Origin of the sequence: Candidatus Merdisoma sp. JLR.KK006 (genome assembly GCF_036941035.1) — a bacterium.
In the GTDB taxonomy this organism is placed as follows: Bacteria; Bacillota; Clostridia; order Lachnospirales; family Lachnospiraceae; genus Laedolimicola.
The window spans coordinates 40,576-57,146 of record NZ_JAYMNS010000029.1; the positions used below are offsets into that span (position 1 = coordinate 40,576).

At 46.6% G+C, this 16,571-nt stretch carries 21 protein-coding genes; 9 read left to right on the top strand and 12 right to left on the bottom strand.

The genetic code is table 11. The annotated features are described in order from the left end of the window. Positions 1 to 61: 61 nt before the first annotated feature. Together VSQ61_RS18120 and VSQ61_RS18125 are read right to left on the bottom strand one after the other, a co-directional pair. Positions 62 to 649 carry a hypothetical protein gene (locus tag VSQ61_RS18120; protein WP_334345793.1) on the bottom strand — a complete coding sequence of 196 codons (588 nt, stop codon included), beginning with the start codon at positions 647 to 649 and terminating at the stop codon, positions 62 to 64. A 13-nt stretch (positions 650 to 662) separates the two neighbouring features. Beyond that, complete coding sequence (locus tag VSQ61_RS18125) at positions 663 to 1,061, bottom strand: DUF4430 domain-containing protein (protein WP_334345794.1); 399 nt, start codon at positions 1,059 to 1,061, stop codon at positions 663 to 665. 520 nt (positions 1,062 to 1,581) lie between these two features. On the opposite strand from VSQ61_RS18125, the gene VSQ61_RS18130 reads away from it, so the two are divergent. From VSQ61_RS18130 to VSQ61_RS18160, 6 genes are all read left to right on the top strand, one after another. Next, on the top strand, positions 1,582 to 2,703 hold the full coding sequence (locus VSQ61_RS18130; protein WP_334345795.1) for a helix-turn-helix domain-containing protein: 1,122 nt from the start codon (positions 1,582 to 1,584) through the stop codon (positions 2,701 to 2,703). After that, a complete protein-coding gene (locus VSQ61_RS18135) occupies positions 2,700 to 3,608 on the top strand; it encodes an ABC transporter ATP-binding protein (protein WP_334345796.1) in 909 nt (302 codons plus the stop codon). The genes VSQ61_RS18130 and VSQ61_RS18135 overlap by 4 nt, the downstream gene beginning before the upstream one ends. Beyond that, the gene (locus tag VSQ61_RS18140; RefSeq protein WP_334345797.1) at positions 3,605 to 4,393 is read left to right on the top strand and encodes an ABC transporter permease subunit; all 789 of its coding nucleotides are present in this window, start codon (positions 3,605 to 3,607) and stop codon (positions 4,391 to 4,393) included. The genes VSQ61_RS18135 and VSQ61_RS18140 overlap by 4 nt, the downstream gene beginning before the upstream one ends. A 207-nt stretch (positions 4,394 to 4,600) precedes the next feature. Then, positions 4,601 to 4,960 carry a DUF3796 domain-containing protein gene (locus VSQ61_RS18145; protein WP_334345799.1) on the top strand — a complete coding sequence of 120 codons (360 nt, stop codon included), beginning with the start codon at positions 4,601 to 4,603 and terminating at the stop codon, positions 4,958 to 4,960. After that, positions 4,953 to 5,156, top strand: coding sequence for a helix-turn-helix transcriptional regulator (locus tag VSQ61_RS18150; protein WP_334345800.1), 204 nt, complete (start codon positions 4,953 to 4,955; stop codon positions 5,154 to 5,156). The genes VSQ61_RS18145 and VSQ61_RS18150 overlap by 8 nt, the downstream gene beginning before the upstream one ends. Before the next feature lie 254 nt (positions 5,157 to 5,410). After that, positions 5,411 to 5,566 carry a DUF6434 domain-containing protein gene (locus VSQ61_RS18160; protein WP_334345816.1) on the top strand — a complete coding sequence of 52 codons (156 nt, stop codon included), beginning with the start codon at positions 5,411 to 5,413 and terminating at the stop codon, positions 5,564 to 5,566. Positions 5,567 to 5,596: 30 nt separating this feature from the next. On the opposite strand, the gene VSQ61_RS18165 is transcribed toward VSQ61_RS18160, so the two are convergent. The 3 genes from VSQ61_RS18165 to VSQ61_RS18175 all read right to left on the bottom strand — a co-directional run bounded on the left by VSQ61_RS18165 (position 5,597) and on the right by VSQ61_RS18175 (position 8,168). After that, positions 5,597 to 6,067, bottom strand: coding sequence for a rod shape-determining protein (locus tag VSQ61_RS18165; protein WP_334345801.1), 471 nt, complete (start codon positions 6,065 to 6,067; stop codon positions 5,597 to 5,599). Between the two features lie 304 nt (positions 6,068 to 6,371). Then, the gene (locus VSQ61_RS18170) at positions 6,372 to 7,700 is read right to left on the bottom strand and encodes an MATE family efflux transporter (protein ID WP_334345802.1); all 1,329 of its coding nucleotides are present in this window, start codon (positions 7,698 to 7,700) and stop codon (positions 6,372 to 6,374) included. A 24-nt stretch (positions 7,701 to 7,724) separates the two neighbouring features. Beyond that, positions 7,725 to 8,168, bottom strand: coding sequence for a MarR family winged helix-turn-helix transcriptional regulator (locus VSQ61_RS18175; protein WP_334345803.1), 444 nt, complete (start codon positions 8,166 to 8,168; stop codon positions 7,725 to 7,727). 488 nt (positions 8,169 to 8,656) lie between these two features. On the opposite strand from VSQ61_RS18175, the gene VSQ61_RS18180 reads away from it, so the two are divergent. Next, positions 8,657 to 9,583, top strand: coding sequence for a LysR family transcriptional regulator (locus tag VSQ61_RS18180; protein WP_334345804.1), 927 nt, complete (start codon positions 8,657 to 8,659; stop codon positions 9,581 to 9,583). A gap of 110 nt (positions 9,584 to 9,693) precedes the next feature. Further along, the gene (locus tag VSQ61_RS18185; protein ID WP_334345805.1) at positions 9,694 to 10,236 is read left to right on the top strand and encodes a DUF2284 domain-containing protein; all 543 of its coding nucleotides are present in this window, start codon (positions 9,694 to 9,696) and stop codon (positions 10,234 to 10,236) included. Here VSQ61_RS18185 and VSQ61_RS18190 read toward each other — a convergent pair. Genes VSQ61_RS18190 through VSQ61_RS18200 form a run of 3 tightly spaced genes read right to left on the bottom strand, consistent with a single transcriptional unit; the run spans position 10,202 to position 11,184 of the window. Further along, positions 10,202 to 10,465, bottom strand: a complete 264-nt coding sequence (locus VSQ61_RS18190) for a hypothetical protein (protein ID WP_334345806.1) — start codon at positions 10,463 to 10,465, stop codon at positions 10,202 to 10,204. The genes VSQ61_RS18185 and VSQ61_RS18190 overlap by 35 nt on opposite strands. Continuing rightward, positions 10,434 to 10,733: a YciI family protein gene (locus VSQ61_RS18195; RefSeq protein ID WP_334345808.1), complete on the bottom strand. Its 300-nt coding sequence runs from the start codon at positions 10,731 to 10,733 to the stop codon at positions 10,434 to 10,436. Before VSQ61_RS18195 ends, VSQ61_RS18190 begins: the two co-directional genes overlap by 32 nt. After that, positions 10,702 to 11,184: a DUF6194 family protein gene (locus tag VSQ61_RS18200; RefSeq protein WP_334345809.1), complete on the bottom strand. Its 483-nt coding sequence runs from the start codon at positions 11,182 to 11,184 to the stop codon at positions 10,702 to 10,704. The genes VSQ61_RS18195 and VSQ61_RS18200 overlap by 32 nt, the downstream gene beginning before the upstream one ends. 317 nt (positions 11,185 to 11,501) lie before the next feature. On the opposite strand from VSQ61_RS18200, the gene VSQ61_RS18205 reads away from it, so the two are divergent. Continuing rightward, entirely contained in the window at positions 11,502 to 12,455 is a 954-nt protein-coding gene (locus VSQ61_RS18205) for a helix-turn-helix transcriptional regulator (protein WP_334345810.1), read from the top strand. Between the two features lie 241 nt (positions 12,456 to 12,696). On the opposite strand, the gene VSQ61_RS18210 is transcribed toward VSQ61_RS18205, so the two are convergent. The 4 genes from VSQ61_RS18210 to VSQ61_RS18225 all read right to left on the bottom strand — a co-directional run bounded on the left by VSQ61_RS18210 (position 12,697) and on the right by VSQ61_RS18225 (position 16,267). Next, on the bottom strand, positions 12,697 to 13,941 hold the full coding sequence (locus tag VSQ61_RS18210) for an MFS transporter (protein ID WP_334345811.1): 1,245 nt from the start codon (positions 13,939 to 13,941) through the stop codon (positions 12,697 to 12,699). Positions 13,942 to 13,944: 3 nt separating this feature from the next. Then, complete coding sequence (locus tag VSQ61_RS18215; RefSeq protein ID WP_334345812.1) at positions 13,945 to 14,649, bottom strand: ABC transporter permease; 705 nt, start codon at positions 14,647 to 14,649, stop codon at positions 13,945 to 13,947. A 105-nt stretch (positions 14,650 to 14,754) separates the two neighbouring features. After that, on the bottom strand, positions 14,755 to 15,477 hold the full coding sequence (locus VSQ61_RS18220) for an ABC transporter ATP-binding protein (protein ID WP_334345813.1): 723 nt from the start codon (positions 15,475 to 15,477) through the stop codon (positions 14,755 to 14,757). Positions 15,478 to 15,613: 136 nt separating this feature from the next. Further along, positions 15,614 to 16,267, bottom strand: coding sequence for a TetR/AcrR family transcriptional regulator (locus tag VSQ61_RS18225; protein ID WP_334345814.1), 654 nt, complete (start codon positions 16,265 to 16,267; stop codon positions 15,614 to 15,616). Positions 16,268 to 16,571 lie beyond the last annotated feature (304 nt).

Sequence of the window (16,571 nt, forward strand, 5' to 3'; positions counted from 1 at the left end):
TGTTGTCAAGTATCTCATATAATTAAAAACATCTTTTCTCCTTGCAATGCCATGATGCCGATTAAATCCGCTCCTTTAACCCACATACTCCCCGTGTCTCCATAACCAAAAAAGAAAGAATCCGGTAAAGAGGCCGATACAGAACAGCACAAAGCACCACATTCCCGGCACAGTGAAGGAGGTCAAAATAAAGTCCGGCTCCCCAATAGGCAATTCCTGCCCCCACGCCCCCTGTAACAAAATAGGGGATTGCACACAGGAAGCCAAAGCACAGCCCGAAAATCCCCGAAATCATACTCCACAAAATCACAGAATCACTTTTGATGAACAGAACAATCAAAGCAAAAATACTCCAGATATAAAGATAACTGATCCACCACATGCCAAATCCATAAAAAAGCCCCTCTAACAGAACAAATGCATAAATAATGGCAAATACCCGTTTCCCATAGGTCCGTGTATACAAAATAATCAGAAGCGTTACGATCTCAATATTGGGCAAAAACTGCATCCCCACCTGCCCGGCAAACAGAACCGCAGTCAGCATGGACGATACAACCAGCATTTTTGTATTCATCTGCATTCTTGCATTCGTTGGTATTTTTGTATTCATTGGCACTTTTGCATTCGTTGGCATTTTTGCGTTCATCGGCACCTTCACCTCAATATCCTTCGGTAAGCGTCAGCTCAAACACATCTCCATCCTCAATGGGTGTCTGGGTGGCAGAGGTATTCACCGTCTCGCCTCCCTTTGTCAGACACCACCACTGCTGCCTGGATTCCTCCGCCTTTTCACCGTCCACAGTAGTGATAAAAAGACCATAAGGCCCTTCCTCGCCCTCTGCCAGACCCTCAGCCTCCAGAACAGCTCCTAAAAATTCCTCATCCGTTGTGTATGTAAATTCCTTCTCACCGGAATCTCCATGAATCACCTTCACCGTAATTTCCTTTTCCCCAGCCACTCCCTTGGGGGCAAATCTCTGATATCCCAGCGCTGCCAAAAGGCACAGCACCGCCAGAAGCACTGCGGTAATTAAAATTGCTTTTTTATCCTTTTTCATTTCCATCCTCCTGATAGCAAAATCAAATAAGGCGCACTTGTTATTGCACCATGTAAGAGCCTTAACTACCTTAATTCACACATGTTCTTTGTGCATGCAGGGATGCCTGCAGGGTATGACTACATAAACATAAAAAAACAGACCTGCAAACGACAGACCTGCACAAAAAACTTCGTCCGGAATGCCTGGCCTTGCAAGGAAGCTTCATTCCGCCTGCCTTTGGTAACCTGGCTTTAGAGGACAGCACATGTCCTGCTCACAGTGACCGCATCGCTTAGGATTCCCACCTAATTCCCCTCGGACAAGCTCGAATATGCTGTTATCTTAGCATTGGAAATAGATTCTGTCAAGCCGTATACCGATAACCGGAGGATCATCCCAATTGCCGCCAGGTTTCCCATCACGCTACTTTTTTAACCAACATTTCCCCCAACTCCATTGTAATCCGTCTGAAATTCATCCATACTATAACCAGACACAAAACCTTATAAAAAGAAAAACGAAAGGAATAAAGCTTGCCATGAAAGAACTGAACATCGGCCGCATACTGATTGAGAACCGGCGCAAACGAGGCATTACCCAGGAGGATTTGGCCGAATACATGGGCGTATCCAAGGCCTCCGTCTCCAAATGGGAGACAGCCACCACCTACCCCGACATCACCCTGCTCCCCCGCCTGGCAACCTTTTTCAACATTACCATTGACGAGCTTATTGGCTACGAGCCCCAGATGACCCGGGCGGATATCCGCAGGCTGTACCGGCAGATTTCCCTGGATTTTTCCACCCGTCCCTTTGAAGAGGTTCTGGCCCGCTGCCGGGAGATCGCAGAAAAATACTTCTCCTGTACCCCGCTGCTGTTTCAGCTTGGCTGCCTCTATGCGAATCACTGTATGCTCGCAAAAACCCCGGAGGAACGAAATGCTGTCCTTGAGGAAGCCCATGCGCTGTTTCTTCGGGTAAAGCAGGAAAGCGATGAGGTAACACTCTCCTCCCAAGCCCTTGCCATGGAAGCCTTCTGCCTGCTTCAGCTAGGAAGAGGTGCGGAAGTAATTGAGCTGCTTGCACCCTCCCTAGAGCCCCGGATAGCGCCGGATGCACTGCTGTCCTCCGCCTATCTGATAACCGGAAATAAGGAGGAGGCACGCCGCACCCTCCAGGCAGGCATTTACCAGAGCGTCCTGGAGCTTTTAAACCTCCTGCTCCCCTATTTGTCCTTGTGTGAAGCAGATTCCGATGCTTTCGAGAAAACCTGTGACCGCTCCCTTGCCATTGCCGAAGCCTTTGAGCTTAAAGAGCTGCACCCCAGCGTCCTGCTGACCCTCTATCTGACCCTTGCCCAGGAAGCCATGCGGTGCAAGGACAAGGAACAGGCCCTTACCATGCTGAAGCGCTATACGAATCTGGCGGTGTCAGATATCTATCCCCTTAAGCTTCACGGAGATTCCTATTTTGATCTTCTGGAGGACTGGGTGGAAGAAATGCTTCCACTGGGAAGCGATCTCCCCAGAGCGGAGGCCATGGTGCGAAAAAGCATCCGGGAATCCGTCTCCGAAAACCCGGTATTTGCCCCTCTCTTTGAGAACCAGGCATTTCAATCACTGCTTTTGAAGCTGAAGAATAACGAGGAGGTTCCCACATGAATGCGATCACCATGCAGCAGGTATCCAAAGCCTACACACCAAAAAAACGGGCCGTGGATTCCCTGAACATTACCCTGGAAAAAGGCGAGGTCTTCGGCTTTTTAGGACCCAACGGCGCAGGAAAAACCACCACCGTCAAGCTGTTGAACGGTATGCTGCTGCCAACAGAAGGAAATTTAAGCGTCTTTGGCCTGGACCCCGGGAAGAATCCGGAGCAGCTTCACGCCCTGGCCGGTGTGGTCACGGAGCATGCCCAGATGTACCAGCATCTGACCGGGCTTGAAAATCTCGTATTTTACGGAACCCTTTTCGGCCTGGGAGCAGGAGAAAGCCGGAAGCGGGCTTTGCATCTTCTGGAACAATTGGAATTATCGGAGGCAGGAGATCAGAAGCTTGCCGCCTACTCCACCGGTATGCGCCAGAGGCTTTCTCTGGCTCGGGCCCTTATCCATCGGCCCCAGATCTTATTTCTCGATGAGCCTACCTCCGGCCTTGACCCGGAAAGCGCCCAGAATGTCCATACCATGATACGCCGCCTTGCAAAGGACCAGGGCATCACCGTATTTCTCTGTACCCATCAGCTCCGCTATGCCCAGGAGATCTGTACACGCTATGGGCTGATGGATGAGGGGCGGCTCATTGCAGAAGGAACCCTGAAAAGCCTTTGCACCTCCGTGTGTCCCGGGATTACCTTGAAGCTGAAAGCCAGAAATATTCCCTCCCACCTTCCCTTGCGTGAAACAAAGGCCATGACCTATGAGGCAGATATCCGGTCCGAGGAAGAGATTCCCTCTCTGGTGCGGCAGATTGTGGAGGCAGGCGGGGAAGTTTATCACGTTTCGGCCCAGCTTCCCACCCTGGAAGACATTTATTTTACCTTAACAAGAAAGGAGGCTGCAAAATGACACAGCCAATGACTGCCATTATCAAAAAGGATATACAAAGCATCACTGCAAACAGAAGGATGTTTTCTACTCTGCTTATCGTGCCCATTATGCTGTCCGTATTTATTCCCACGGTATTTATTCTGGTATTTCACTTTGTGCCGCAGGAAAGCAATGATTTGGAACAGCTCTTAAGGCTCCTTCCGGCTGCCTTTGAGGGCGGAGATTTATCACGAAATGTTATCTATCTTTTGCTGAACTTTATCCTGCCGGTATTTTTTCTCATTATCCCCATTATGGCGGCTACGGTTATGTCAGCCACTTCCTTTGTGGGGGAGAAGGAAAAAAAGACCCTGGAAACCCTTTTGTATTGTCCCCTGTCCCTAAAACAGATTTTCCGTTCTAAGGTACTGGCCTCATTTCTGCTCAGTATGCTTGTGTCCGGCATCTCCTTTGTGGTAATGCTTGCCGTGCTGGAGACGGAAGCAATGCTTATCACCGGCGGCTTTGTGCTGCCCGATGTGAAATGGGCGCTGATTCTCCTTCTGGTATCGCCGGCTATCTCCCTTATTGCTATTACGCTGATTGTACGGGGATCTGCCAAATCCCAGAGCATGGAGGATGCTCAGCAGCATGCCCTGTTCCTGCTGCTCCCCGTTCTTGGGCTTCTAATCAGCCAGTTTACCGGCGTTCTGTTTGTCAGCGCCTTTCTGCTCCTTGGATTAGGGCTTGTCTGCGCTTTGCTTGCGGCCTGGCTTTTGCAAAGATCTGTGAAAGGGTTTCGGTATGAGACGCTTTTGAAATAGAAAGAAGCGGGGTAGGAAAACAGCAGTAATGGAAAAATCCAAACTTATGAGAAATCCAAACTTTTTCCTGCACGAATGCCAACTACTACGAAATCTTCCTCATTCTTTATAACTTTCATTGAAAATATAACTTGACTTTTCATATTGAAAGCGATATATTTATAACATAAAGAGCGAAATATACCACATATATAAGGAGGATTTTTTATGAAATGTAGGATTAACTACTTAGGACTTTTATCTCTGTTAGCATTGATAGGGATTTTAGGGTGGCAGACAGAAAATAGAGGCCTCTATGGTTTTCTTGGATTTGCATATTATTTTCGTTATTTCGGGGTAATACCAGATGAATTTTTTCGGCTTAATGTTCAAAAAGCTGCTACATTTGCATTCATGTCGGAAATGGTTTTGCTTGTTCCTTTTATGTTTGTCTGCACCTTTATTTATGGGGCTGCTAAAGCCGTTCCTATTTCTTTTGCCCTTAGTTTCGCAGTAACTATTTTAGCATTTACGACTGCTCTTGTTTTTCTTGAATGGAGAGAGAGAAAGGGAGCAGAGAATGATTAAAAATCGGATAAAAGAATATAGAGCAAAATGCGACATGAAGCAGGAAGATTTGGCTAAACTTGTAGGAGTTCGCAGAGAAACGATTGGAAATCTTGAAAAGGGGAAATATAATCCCTCTTTGGTTTTGGCATGGAACATTGCAAAGGTATTTCATGTTTCAATCGAAGAAGTTTTTACTGTTGAGGAGCAGCGTTAATCAGGGGGGAGGAAAACTGCCTAAAGCGTTGCCACTCCTTTGAATTTGATGTATAGCAGAAAAGGGGATTCCTGTTTCGGGTGGAAAAATAGAAATAACAGATAGAATTGCTTATTTTCTTGATACAGGCAAAGTATTGTCTGCTCCAATGGCAACAAAAAAACAGCTGCAATATCTACCATTATTAGTGAAGATACAAAATTTGAATCAAACTTTGTTTGTTCGGAAAAGCATAGGGCTTTTTTAGAGAGCATATAGGAAAAGGTTTTTCATTCAATGTAGCTTTTCAAAAATGGTTAAAAAGCAATACTGGAAAATCATTAGAGGAAGCAATTACGTGTTGGAAATATAAAAAGCAATTACAAGGGCATAATCGCTATGAGAGGACAGACCTAATAGCAATAGAATGATAAACGGTAATCCTAAATGCCGTTTTTGTTTTAAACCTCATCCGGAACAATCCCAAAAATGGTATGAAAATTTTTCAAGGCCTTCTCGTTCCCCTGCCCAAGCTTCCTGGCAAGCTCCTCCACGGTCATTTCAGAAATATAAACCTTCCCTGCTCCTGCCTGGAACAACGATTCCTCCAGGGCCTTTCTTTCCACCTCAGTCATGCCTTCCGGCGCAGACACTGCAATTGCCGGCTTATGAAAAAGCTTTCTCTCTCCTGCTTTGTGCAGAAAATAAAGAAACAGCTTTACCGTCGCTCCATATTCCGCAACCATCCCTCTGCGAAGGGGAGAAACAATCTTGACAGAATCCTCCGGATTCTTTGCCATACGCTCTGCCTCATTTCCAAAAGCCAATATCTTTCCGCTTGTCTCATCCAATGCCATCAAGGACTTTTCTTTCAGCACAACGCCCCTGCCTTCTATATAAATCACAATATCCGCAGGTTCATAATAATTCATTCCCTTTCCCTCCTGTTCAGCATCCGATACCCTACGGGTACCCCATTCATACATATCCCTTCGGGGTGGGCGACTTCGTCCAATAAAGTATCATTCATTTAGCCCAAAAGCTTGTGAAGGGAACTACCCCTCACCGGGGCGGCCCTCCCCCTGCACCGTTCCTTTTCCTAAGCTTCACTTAAAGACACTGCTCTCTGTCTCAAGTGTATCACAGAAAGCCATTCTTTGCCACAGATTTTTCCTCTGCCTGCTGCACTCCGAACTCAATCATTACCGTTCACACCCATGGTGTTCACAGTAACACTCAATACCCATACCTCTTCTTCTCCACACGCAAAAAGATCACCGTCACACCCAGAGCCAGCACCTCCGCAGCCACCATAGAAAGCCAGATTCCGTCCACCTTCCAGATCAGCGGAAAAATAAGAACTGCCGAAACCTGGAACACCATAGTACGAAGGAAGGAAATGACTGCCGAAACCAGCCCATTGTTCAAGGCCGTGAAAAAGGAGGAACCAAAAATCACATACCCAGAAAACAAAAAGGAAAAGGCAAACAGTGAAAAAGCCCGTACCGTCAGCGTAAGCAACCCCTCATCATAACCGGTAAACACGTAGGAAAGCGGCCTGGCAAGCAGGTAAGAGGCCCCGAACATCGCCGCCGCAAAAGCCCCAAGCAGCACCATGCTTTTCTTCAGCAGTCCTTTCAGCTCCAAAGCATTCTGCGCCCCATAGTGATACCCGATAATAGGCGCCGTCCCTACGGAATAACCAATGAAAACCGCTTGAAATACCAGGCTCACATACATCAGCACCCCATAGGCCGCAACACCGTCCTCGCCAATATATTTCAAAAGCTGCAGATTATAAAGCATATTCACCAGGGACATGGAAATATTGTTCAAAAGCTCCGAGGAACCGTTGGTGCAGACCTTTACAAGGGCCCTCCCGTCAAACCTTGTCCTGCCAAGCCTAAGAAGGCTGTTGTTGGGCCGGGCAAAATAAATAAGCGGAATCACGCCGCCCACAAGCTGGCTGAGCGCCGTGGCCGCAGCCGCACCCGGAAGGCCCCAGCGGAGCACTGCCACAAACAGCGCATCCAGAACAATATTGGTACACCCTGCCGCAATGGTCACATAAAGCCCCAGTGTAGATTTCTCCGCCGTGGCAAACAGGCATTGAAACTCATATTGAAGAATATAAGCCGGAATTGCCAGCAGAATAATTCGTCCATAAGTAAGACTGTCCTCAAGAAGCTGTCCCTCCGCTCCCAGAAGAGTTGCCAAAGGCCTGAGTAAAATAAGCCCCAGAACCGCCAGTACAATCCCCAGGATTCCGGACACATAGACAATCAGAGAAAACAGGCTCCTTGCCTTTTCCTCCTTTCCCTGTCCCAGGGTCATCGCAATCAGCGCACCGCCGCCGGTTCCGAACATAAAGCCCACACAGCCCAGCATCATCAGAAAGGGCATAATGAAATTGACCGCCGTAAAGGGTGTCTTTCCAACATAATTGGATACGAAAAATCCGTCTACCACACCGTAAATGGAGGTAAAAACCAGGGTAATCATAGAAGGCAGGGTAAACCGCAGTAATTTTTTATAGTTAAAGTGATCGGATAATAAAATTCTCATAATACTTCCTCATCTGTCCAATTTTTACTTATCTATCTCCTTTGCTTTCTCCTGAATCCCCGCTAAAAAACGCTCTGTAAGCTCCAGATATTTTTCCACATCCTCCTTGGGCCAGGAGGCAAGTATTCCGTTCTCCGCCTCAATAACACGAATGGCCGTAGCCTTTGCCAAATCCTTCCCTTTCCCGGTAAGGCAGACATTCTTCTCTCTGGCGCCTGCAGATTCCAGGTAAACAATTCCTTCCGTCTCCAATTTGCGAAGTGCGGAGTTAATCGTCTGTTTGCTAATCCCGGACCGTCGGCAGATCTCCTGCAGCGGACAGCTCTCTCCATAGTCACAGATGGTATAGAGAATGCTCATGGCACTGTCCGACTGTCCGAATTTTAAGGCTATATCATGGTAGACCGCCTCAATCTCCCCAAGAAGATGATTGAAGCGCTTCATAGCTTTTGAACTGTATGCTTTCATAAAAATTTATCCTTTCTTTCGTTTCACTTAGGTGCAAAGCAGCAAGGAAACAGCTTATTTTTTACAAAAATTCCATTCTGGATCCGGCAATGCAAACAGTGGCAGAAAAGCGGCCGTTCCCAATCCAATGAATGTCATGATGTTGGTTCCCAATACGCCCTCTTGAAATTGGATGCGATTTACAAATTTCAAGATTCATATAGTACGATTTCATACCATTGCAATAGGTAGTATAGTACGAAATCATACCATTGTCAAGTGAAGATTGTATGAATTGTTAACAGTAAAATATATTACCAATGTTTCTTCTTGCATTTCCACAATAGTCATTCTATAATTTAATCATATAGCACACCCGCACTATTATAACTTTATCTTATAAAATCACCCCACAGGATACCTCATGGCAGATAAGGGCATATATCCTCCTGTCCATGGAAAGCAGTTCTGCACATACACACAAAATCACAGAAACCGGAGCAATGTCTATGAATCAAAACTTGTCCCTCTACCGCATTTTTTATGCCACAGCCCTTGCCGGAAATATTTCCAAGGCGGCTGACGAGCTGTTCATCAGTCAGCCGGCCATCAGCCAGTCAATCAAAAAATTGGAACAGTCCCTGGACACGGCGCTCTTTGTCCGCAATTCCCGGGGCGTACAGCTCACAGAGGAAGGAGAGCTGTTTTTTGCGCATGTGAAATCCGCTTTTCAGACCTTAGAGGCCGGGGAGCATCAGCTCCGCCTGCGCCGGGAGCTTGGAGTGGGACATCTGCGCATCGGCGTAAGCTCCACCCTCTGTAAATATGTACTTCTGCCCTATCTTACGGATTTTGTAAAGCTTCACCCTCACGTCCAGGTAACCATTGCCTGTCAGTCCACCAATCATACGCTTCAAATGCTAGAACGTGAGGATCTGGACCTGGGACTTACGGGCAGGCCCGATCATCTGCATGGCATGGAATTCTGCCCGGTCCGCCGGATTCAGGATGTCTTTGTTGCCTCCCGGGAATATCTGGAGCATATGCTCTTTTTTCTGGGACAAAACGCAAAGGAACGCCTTCCTGACCTTTCCGCTTCCGATTCCGCCCTTTTGCTGAAATCCGGGATTTTGATGCTGCTTGATAAGGAAAATCTGACCCGGCAGTATTTGGATCAATACTTTAAGGAGCGGCAGCTCTTTCCTGAGAATATACTGGAAGCTACCTCAATGGATCTTCTGATTGATTTTGCGAAAATTGGTCTGGGAATTGCCTGTGTGATTCGGGAGTTTGTGGAGACTGATTTGAAGGAGGAAGCCCTTCTGGAGCTGCCGGCGCCATTTCCCATCGCTTCCCGGGAGATTGGGTTTGTGTTTTCTTCTAAGCAGGGAAATCTGGAATTAATTGAAGAGCTGATGAACCAAAAAAGGGAATAATTCATGCCCCTTCGGGGCGGGCGGACTTCGTCCGTTAAGGTATGGTAAAAGTGTGAAAAGGGGTGTATACTGGGTAGGATAAAACAAGAAAAGAAAGCAGGGGAATCACAATGGATGGAAAAGAATTCATCAAACTGGCACTGGATCTTGGCTTTGCGGATGCGGCCATAATCAATACGGAGGAACTGGTATTTGTTCCTAACTTCCGCACTCTCTGCGAAGAAAATCTATGCGGAAAATACGGCGTCAACTACGCCTGCCCACCGGACTGCGGAACGGTTGAGCAGATGCGCAAAAAGGTTCTTGCCTGGCGGCAGGCACTGGTGCTGCAGACCATGTGGGATATTGAAGACCCCCTGGACAACGCACAGATCAAACCGGTGAAAGCACGGCACAACCAACTGACCCGGCAGCTTATTGACAGCATTAAGGAACCGGGGCTGATGATCGGGGCAAGCGGCTGCAGTCTCTGCAATCCCTGTGCTATCACAGAGGGAAAGCCCTGCCGTTTTCCAAAGCTGCAATACTCCTGCATGTCCGCCTACTGCATTTTTGTAAAGGAAATGACAGAGCGCTGCCACATGGACTATGACTGTGCTCCTGGAATTACAACCTTTTTCAGCATGTACTGCTTTGATGAGCGGATGCCATAATCTCCTTGCCTATCAATAGTATAGCGGCCAGATTATATCCCCTTTCGCCTGCCTCTATGTCCATTTCATAAAGCTCTGCACTTACCAATCGCTCTTGGGCGATCATATCTTCCCATGGCTGTCCGCCTCCGGCATAGTTTACAGTTATCTGCCGGGCAGGGCAGCTTTCCTGCTCTCCATCTGCTTCACCCAGGCTGTCACAGCAAATAATTATTTTCCCGATTGGCAATCTGCAAGCCGACTAATTTATAGGCGGCATATCCTCCCACAACCAACGGCTCCGCCTTGCAGATTTCTTCCGCTTCTTCACGGCTTTTAGTTTTTAGAATATACATCCCCGCCATTCCCGGATATCCTTTAAAGACGCCGCAGATTTCCAGCTTTCCTTCATCATCCAGCCTTCTTATATTCTCAACGTGTTCCATAACTACCTTTTTCGTCATCTTATTATAAGTCTTGCTTTTCTCAATCAACATCATATACATGAGCTTTTCCATAGGTCATTCTCCTTTTTTCAAATTTTTCTTTAGCATATGCATAAGCTTCCTGTATCATCCCTTTGAATGCCTCAAAGGTCTTATCAGAGGGATTTAAGACACATACCCAGCCCATCCAGGCATAAACAGGGTGAGGGATAATGGTATCTAAGACAGTAAAATCAAAATCCATATTTACAGTCTCTCCTGCCAAGGGACGTTTGGGAATATACCCAAATCGCTCAATAAACGTCTCCTTTCTTAATCCCACATTTACACGATATACATGTTCACGATTCAGTATTGAGCCTTTGTCATTATCACCATCCTTTTCCTTCACGGTTAAAACATATACGCCCCGCTTCAAAGCCCCGTTCGGGTTATAAAAAATACCCTTTTCTCCCCAACTCTTTACCAATACGGTATCCTTTAAGCTCCGCAGACAGTAAGAAAGAATCTCATCCGATGTCATATCTTTTCCTCCGGTTTTTATTCAACAATTTACACCCATACCAGACTTTACCAAGTTTTTATTTACTAAGGCGTGAATTGCAATATATTTGTTGATAGCGTATCCCCTTTCCCTCTATGATATAATTGCATTTATCGTATAAATAGCTTATCATAGAATAGTGACAAGACATGTCACTATTTAAAGAAAAATATTAAGGTTGAAAGAAAATCCTTCACCCTTAATTTGATGGTCAGACGGACATGCCTGCATAAGATGAACCCATTACGGACGAAAAGTCAGCCCGGGCCATGTCCTCCTGACCCATGGAGGAAAATATGTCAAAAGCAGAACGGCTTATTGAAATGATGATAACAATAAACGCAAAAAAGGATTTCACAGTGGGCGAACTGGCAAGGGAATTTTCCGTGTCAAAGCGTACAATCCTCCGGGATCTGCAGGAATTGGAGCAGGCCGGATTTCCCCTTTATTCGGAAGTGGGGGCCGCAGGCGGGTATCATATTTTAAAAGAGCGTATTTTGCCCCCTATCACTTTTTCAGAAAGTGAAGCCAAGGCCATATTCTTTGCCTGCCAGGCTCTTCAGTTCTACCGGGATTTGCCCTTTGAGCAGGAAACTATTTCCGTTTTGAAAAAATTTTTGAATTGTCTGCCCTTAGATATCCAAAGCAGCATCACCCAGTTTCAAAATAAGGTGGTATTTTGGATTCCGGACAGGCATTGCAATTCGCCGCTGCTCAAATCCATGTTTCACATTGTTGTAAACCGTCATGCCGCAACAATACGGTATTCATCCATGCATTCCGAAAGCATACGCACGATTATACCAATTGGGTTATACGCTATGAATGGGCTTTGGTACTGCCCTGCATATTGTACGAAAGCAAATCAAATCCGAGAGTTCCGCATTGACCGTGTCAAAGAAATTGTGGAGGAAAAGCCTTATCCCAAAGGGAAATATCCCATTCCTGCATCCATTCAGGAATATCTTCAAGATCTGGAGGCAGGAAACGATTACCACATAAAAATCCAGCTGACCGATATAGGCGTTAAACGCTGCGAAACGGAATGTTTACTGGCAAGAGGATTAAAAACCTTTTCAACGGGCGGCGGGATCATTGATATGAAAATACGCCGTGGGACTTTGGAGTGGGCAGCCGATTATTTTCTGCCCCTTGGAAGCAATGCAACCGTATTAGAGCCTGTGGAGCTGATCGAGTTAATGAAACGTAAAATAGATGAATTATATCGGCATTACTGCAGCTCGGAATAATAAGGATGTGTGTATGATAGGAAAGATTCCATAGCAATGACATGATGCCAGATTCCATAGTGCTGTCTCCTTTGTATTGTTTCCCCTCCACAGGACAAAAAGGAGCTGTTGGGAAATAAGGCGGCAGACTTTTCTGATCTTCTGTGTCCGGCTGTTTGCATACCTATCAGGCAGAATGCATACAAACCCTCCGAACACAGAAGATAGAAATGGCTGAAATCTTATTTCAAATTCTTATCCTTCATCCAAGCTCCCGGAATCTTTGCCCTGCTCCCAACGCAATCACCAGGGAAATTACCCCGGCGAAGAGAACCACGGCAAACTCGAACCCTTCACAAAGCTCAAACAGTACTCCATACAAAGCATTTCCCAAAGGCTGTGCGCACATGGAAATAGTGAGAATCACAGCAATCACCTTCCCAATCAGATGCCCCGGCGTCTCCGCCTGGACAAAGGACATCATCTGCACGGAAAACATGGTGGAAAGCACCATAATCACAAAGCAGCAGCCGGTAATCACCAGATAAATCCCCATATCAAAAAGCCTGAACGCCAAAGCAAGCCCTATGGGAAATACTGCGAATGCGGCAGCCGCAATCAAACCTCCTGCCTTCCCAACGGACAGTCTTTTTCCAAAAACACCTGCCAGAATGCCGCCTGTAAGGCCACCTGCCGCCAGGGCTCCCTGGGAAAAGCTGTAGAGGGTATTTGCCATGCTGTCTGATCCAAGGCTTAGCAACTCCGTAACCAGATAAGGCACTGCTACGATGATCATGGCAGACAGGAACAGATTGATTTCACAGACCACCAGGGTTACTCTCCCGATCTGCGGCTTTTCTTTTCGGATAAATTGAAAGCTCTCACGAAAATCCCCATTTACCATTTTTAAAATTCCTCCCCTTGAATCCTGTTTCACAAAGGGAATCCGAATAAAAAGTTCCATCACAGCCGACAGAAAAAAGCACACCATGCAGAGCAGAAGCACCATTTTCAATCCATAGGCGCTGTAGAGCATTCCTCCGAGCACCGGACCAATCAGATTGGCAAAAGAGCTGATGGTATTAATAATGGAATTTGCCTCCATAAAATGCTCCGGACTTACCAGGGCAGGAATACTGGCCTGTACGGAGGGCTGATAGGCGCCGGCAATCCCGTAGAGCAGCATCATGGTCACTGTTAAAAGGACTACCAGGTTCACATTTCCCATGAGCAGGGAAAAGCCAAGGATCACGGCCGCCGTAAAAAAGTCCAGAATCACCATGATATTTCTCTTGTTGACCCGATCCGCAACAACGCCCCCTATGGGAGACAGCAGAATTGCGGGGATAAAGGCACATGCCATCACGGTTCCGTAGAGCGCCGAGGAACCGGTCTGATTCAATAGATACAGGGGCAGGGCAAAGCGGATGGTTGCATTTCCAAAGAGGGAAATAATCTGTCCGATGACTACCAAAGTAAAATCTCTGGAAAATAAGTTCTGTTTCATTTTCTAAACCTCCATGTTTTCGATTCCATTTGCAAGCAGCCGGTACATTCCAATGCCGGAAGCGGCAAATAAGACACTCATTGCTGTCATAATTCCAATCAGATGCCTGGGAGAAATGGCGATAAGATTGGTCGTTGCACATACCAGAAGCAGGGCACAGATGATGGCGGCTGTTGATGATCGCTTTATCCATCCTGCCACAGCGGAAACAATTCCCAGGGCGGCTGCCATGCATCCCATCAGGATTCCCGACAGCAAAGCCATACGAAAAATCGCTCCGTATCCTCCCGCCGCTTCCGGTACGGTCTGAAATATCCGGGCTATGGCATACATTCCTCCAAGGGTCAGAAGATGGCTGACGCAGGCGGAAAAAACCGTCAAAAGACACACAAGGCGGATTTTTGTCCCAAGGACTTCTTTTCGACCTACAGGATAGCTTAGCATGACAACCGCAATTTTTCCACAGTAATCATTGACAATCACCTTGGAGCCCATCACGGCTGACAGAATGCCGAAACAACAGTAGCCCAGAGCCGTTGTCAGGGCCGCCAGCCCGTTCCAGTCTGCAAACAACTCATCGCCTTCCTCTGTCTGGGCAATGAAGACAAATAGAATGCCGATTGCCAGAATGCTTAAGAAAATTCCTCCTGCAGCCCACAGATACGTGGACCATTTTATCTTTTTTTGTTCAAGCTTATATAGATTCATGGGTTTTCCTCCATTATAAGTTTCATAATAATCTCCATTCCGCCGCCTTTCAGTTGGCGGCACAAATAGTAATGAAAGTTCTACTTGCTTTCACACTAATCTCTTCTAACACAGATCCTGATTGCTGCTAATCATCTGGGCTACCACATAGTCTTCAAACTGATCTCCATAACGGGCTGCTTTTTCCTCCACGGAAAATTCTTCCTTGATAAAGCCCCCGGACAGGATGCCCACACGGTCCGCCGTATGCCGCACCTCTCCGATGATATGACTGGAAAGTAAAATCGCTATGCCCTCCCTGGTCAGTTTTTTCAGCAGCTTTCGCATTTCCGTTATGGCTATCGGGTCCAGACCATTGAGGGGCTCATCTAAGAGCAGCACCCGGGGCCGGTGAATGATGGCTCTGGCAATGGCAAGCCGCTGCTTCATGCCAAGGGAATATTGGGAAACCGGCTTTTTGCCCGCATGCTCAAGGCCTACAAGCCCCAGTACTTCCGGCAGATTGGCATGTGCGCCCATATAGCTTAGATGCATGGTCAAGAGCTCTTCTGCGTTCAGGTGCTCGTAAAAAACAGGATTCTCTATCATGCTTCCAATCTGACATAAGTACTCCGGACTGCGGCTTACCGCATTTCCCAGTATGGATATTCTGCCGTTGTCCATCCTTTGCAGGCCCAGAATCAGCTTCATCAAGGTTGTCTTGCCTGCACCGTTGACGCCAAGAAGTCCATATGTTTCTCCCTCCCGCAGGCGGAAGCTGCAATGATTGATTACCTGGGCGCTGCCATAGCTCTTTTCTACGGAATCTACTTCCATGATTGTCTTCATATAACCTCCAATCAATACCGAACGTCGGTATGTATTTGTTTAAAAGAAGAAGCTGTTCAAAAACAGCCCTTTCATTGTTATCCTTTTGTCTTTACATCTCAATTGGTGCAATTCCAATTTATAAATTGCATTTTTACTACTTTTTCTTCTGATAAATGGACGTAAGCTCCTTAAGCCGCTCAAGCATTTTCTCATCCACAATATCCAGTCCGAAGCCCTTAAGCATCTGCTGAAACACCATAAACTTGCCGTGGGCCTCTTCCTGCGTATCCCCAAAATTCATGGGATTCATCCAGACATTCGCCACAAAGATAATCAGCTCCGCAAGCTGAGCCGGATAGTCCGTGACAATGCTTCCGTCTGCAATTCCCTCTTCCATGATCGGAAGAATATAATTGGGTGCCACCTGCTTCATAGTATCGTTCACCATACTGACCATCAGCTTGGCATTGTTGTGAAAGTTAGGAGCCATGGCAAAAATCTCATCCTGTACCGGCCGGTTAATGGATTCCCGAAAGATAGCTTCCAGCTTTTCCTTTCCGTTTAAGTCCGTTCTGTCCCGAATCTTTGCAAGCATCCGATTGGACTGCTCTGTCATCCGGTTCGTAACTGCTTCTAAGATATCCTCCTTGGACTTAAAATGGTGATAAATGGCTCCTTTGCTTAAGCCCCCCAGGTTATTGATAATGTCCTGGATGGAGGTGTACTCATAGCCCCTCTCCAGAAATAAGCGGTATGCCGTATCCAGAATCCGATTTATGGTTTCCTCCGGGTTTTTATTGCGTGCCATGGTACATGTACCTCCCCGTTTTCTTTGACAGAGCAAAGAACGTAAATTTGTTGTCCGTCAAACGTACCGCTGGTATGTATCTTAACACGCCATTCGTATGTTTGTCAAATATATTTACAAAAAATCTTCAGGCTCGTTGCCCCTTTTCCAACTGTGCAATCCGAAGGAGAGCCTGTTTTAGCTCTTCTTTGCTTTGGATGAGTTCTTCTCTGCTTTGCACTAATTCTTCTCTGCTTTGCACTAATTCTTCTTTGCTTTGTGCTAATTCCTCTTTGCTTTGTGCTAATTCCTCTTTGCTTTGTGT

Coding starts and splice junctions, on each gene's coding strand:
- VSQ61_RS18120 (WP_334345793.1), bottom strand. CDS start 649: ATGAACGCAAAAATGCCAACGAATGCAAAAGTGCCAATGAATACAAAA.
- VSQ61_RS18125 (WP_334345794.1), bottom strand. CDS start 1,061: ATGAAAAAGGATAAAAAAGCAATTTTAATTACCGCAGTGCTTCTGGCG.
- VSQ61_RS18130 (WP_334345795.1), top strand. CDS start 1,582: ATGAAAGAACTGAACATCGGCCGCATACTGATTGAGAACCGGCGCAAA.
- VSQ61_RS18135 (WP_334345796.1), top strand. CDS start 2,700: ATGAATGCGATCACCATGCAGCAGGTATCCAAAGCCTACACACCAAAA.
- VSQ61_RS18140 (WP_334345797.1), top strand. CDS start 3,605: ATGACACAGCCAATGACTGCCATTATCAAAAAGGATATACAAAGCATC.
- VSQ61_RS18145 (WP_334345799.1), top strand. CDS start 4,601: ATGAAATGTAGGATTAACTACTTAGGACTTTTATCTCTGTTAGCATTG.
- VSQ61_RS18150 (WP_334345800.1), top strand. CDS start 4,953: ATGATTAAAAATCGGATAAAAGAATATAGAGCAAAATGCGACATGAAG.
- VSQ61_RS18165 (WP_334345801.1), bottom strand. CDS start 6,067: ATGAATTATTATGAACCTGCGGATATTGTGATTTATATAGAAGGCAGG.
- VSQ61_RS18170 (WP_334345802.1), bottom strand. CDS start 7,700: ATGAGAATTTTATTATCCGATCACTTTAACTATAAAAAATTACTGCGG.
- VSQ61_RS18175 (WP_334345803.1), bottom strand. CDS start 8,168: ATGAAAGCATACAGTTCAAAAGCTATGAAGCGCTTCAATCATCTTCTT.
- VSQ61_RS18180 (WP_334345804.1), top strand. CDS start 8,657: ATGAATCAAAACTTGTCCCTCTACCGCATTTTTTATGCCACAGCCCTT.
- VSQ61_RS18185 (WP_334345805.1), top strand. CDS start 9,694: ATGGATGGAAAAGAATTCATCAAACTGGCACTGGATCTTGGCTTTGCG.
- VSQ61_RS18195 (WP_334345808.1), bottom strand. CDS start 10,733: ATGGAAAAGCTCATGTATATGATGTTGATTGAGAAAAGCAAGACTTAT.
- VSQ61_RS18200 (WP_334345809.1), bottom strand. CDS start 11,184: ATGACATCGGATGAGATTCTTTCTTACTGTCTGCGGAGCTTAAAGGAT.
- VSQ61_RS18205 (WP_334345810.1), top strand. CDS start 11,502: ATGTCAAAAGCAGAACGGCTTATTGAAATGATGATAACAATAAACGCA.
- VSQ61_RS18210 (WP_334345811.1), bottom strand. CDS start 13,941: ATGAAACAGAACTTATTTTCCAGAGATTTTACTTTGGTAGTCATCGGA.
- VSQ61_RS18215 (WP_334345812.1), bottom strand. CDS start 14,649: ATGAATCTATATAAGCTTGAACAAAAAAAGATAAAATGGTCCACGTAT.
- VSQ61_RS18220 (WP_334345813.1), bottom strand. CDS start 15,477: ATGAAGACAATCATGGAAGTAGATTCCGTAGAAAAGAGCTATGGCAGC.
- VSQ61_RS18225 (WP_334345814.1), bottom strand. CDS start 16,267: ATGGCACGCAATAAAAACCCGGAGGAAACCATAAATCGGATTCTGGAT.